The organism is Limnospira sp. PMC 289.06 (assembly GCF_032350395.1).
GTDB lineage: Bacteria > Cyanobacteriota > Cyanobacteriia > Cyanobacteriales > Microcoleaceae > Limnospira > Limnospira platensis.
In genome coordinates this window covers 1-1,511 of record NZ_JARPLC010000293.1, presented here as the reverse complement: position 1 = coordinate 1,511, position 1,511 = coordinate 1, and the positions used below count along the sequence as shown (strand labels likewise).

Below are 1,511 nucleotides of genomic sequence, written 5' to 3'. Positions count from 1 at the left end.
TTCGGTGGAAAGGACAAATCTAAAGATGGAATGCCCATATAAACGGAACGTTTTAACCCCTCTTAGGCTCTGATTATCTGGTCGAAGTAGTCAGTAGTGACAAGTGTAAGCGCAAGGTGCGAAACGTTTGGGAGACCAAATAGGGCTGCAATGCCTGAAATCACTTCCCAGTGGGACTTATACCCCTTGGTAGAATATAAGGAATGTCTCATTCTAGCTATAGCAATATAGATAGGATTGCTGACCATCCCATAACTATCTATGTGTCCCAACGCTTGGTCTCAACAACCAAGCAAGGCAGGGAAACTCAAGGTCAAGACAGAACGCTAGAACGATGGAGTCGTGACCCATCTAGTAAAGCAGGAAGTTGAGAGTAACGGCGATAGCCACCCCCAGTTTTAGGATTCACAACCCGTCAGATTGAAGCGGGGAACGGAAGGCGTAATAGAGGAACCTACCTCTCACTCGACCACTGCCAACCATCCATGATTAGGGAAACCGAATGTCCGGCTGGAACCATCGTAATACACTAGCAGCGAAATAGGTTGACACGCTGCGCCCAAAAGGGCAAGGGGAAAAGTAGGGGGCTCATGCAACTACCTAAAAACAACGAAAGTTGTGCACAGACCTTTAAAGTACCCCGGTTCTGAGGACGAATCTAAAGATGGAATGCCCGCATAGATGGAACGTTGTAACCCCTCATTAGCTCTCAGTGGCGGGATGTACCCGTGGAGTAGTGAAAGTGTAAGCGTATGCTTTTGAGGGATTAGGATGCGACCAGAAGCCCAAGCCCAATTGTCATGGTGGGGATATGCCCACAGGTCGCGGTGTGGATATAGATACTGCGATTAGTAGGAGTATTATGACGAGAGCGAGTTTAAAGACTACGTGGTTGTATACAGCTCTGAAAGTTGAAGTTACAAAGCAGGGGGTCGTAACCCTGTTCCCATGACAAGGAGTGTCCACATCAGGAGCCGTGTGATGTGAAAGTATCAAGCACGGTTTTGTATGGGAGTTCGGGAAGGTGACTTCTCGTTCGACCCTACCCCCTTGAGGGGGTGAGATGTGACCAAAAGCCAACGCCCGGCTGTAATGGACGGGATATGCTAACGGGTCACGGTTTGATTGCAAGGATAGAGTTTAGTAGGAGTCAAGATGACGAAATCGAGAGATGGTAAAGGATTCGGAAAACCGAAACCTACTAAGACGTGCGTTTGTATGGAAAAGTATCAACTGGGCTAAGGTTCAGCGGTACGTTTTTAAGCTCCAAAAGAGGATATACCAAGCAGCTAAATCGGGACAGGACGCAAAGGCTAGAAGGTTGCAACGTCTATTGGTGAAATCATATTATGCCCGGCTCCTAGCAGTGCGGCTGTAGGGGCGGGTTCCACGGTCAGCCATGCTTCCCAACAGTCAGCTTAATAAACCCGCCCCCCAAGCGGGTCAAGGCAAGAAGACAGCCGGTGTTGATGGAGTAAGAGTAATCTCTCCAAGACAAAGGTTTGAACTGG

Annotated in this window: 1 protein-coding gene and 1 pseudogene; both read left to right on the top strand. The window is 48.5% G+C overall.

Annotation, left to right across the window (positions count from 1 at the left end):
* The first annotated feature begins 1,171 nt into the window (after positions 1 to 1,171).
* The gene (locus P5674_RS24595) at positions 1,172 to 1,378 is read left to right on the top strand and encodes a reverse transcriptase N-terminal domain-containing protein (RefSeq protein ID WP_014276937.1); all 207 of its coding nucleotides are present in this window, start codon (positions 1,172 to 1,174) and stop codon (positions 1,376 to 1,378) included.
* Between the two features lie 21 nt (positions 1,379 to 1,399).
* Positions 1,400 to 1,511 (top strand): annotated as a pseudogene (locus tag P5674_RS24590) (HNH endonuclease); the annotation flags it as partial.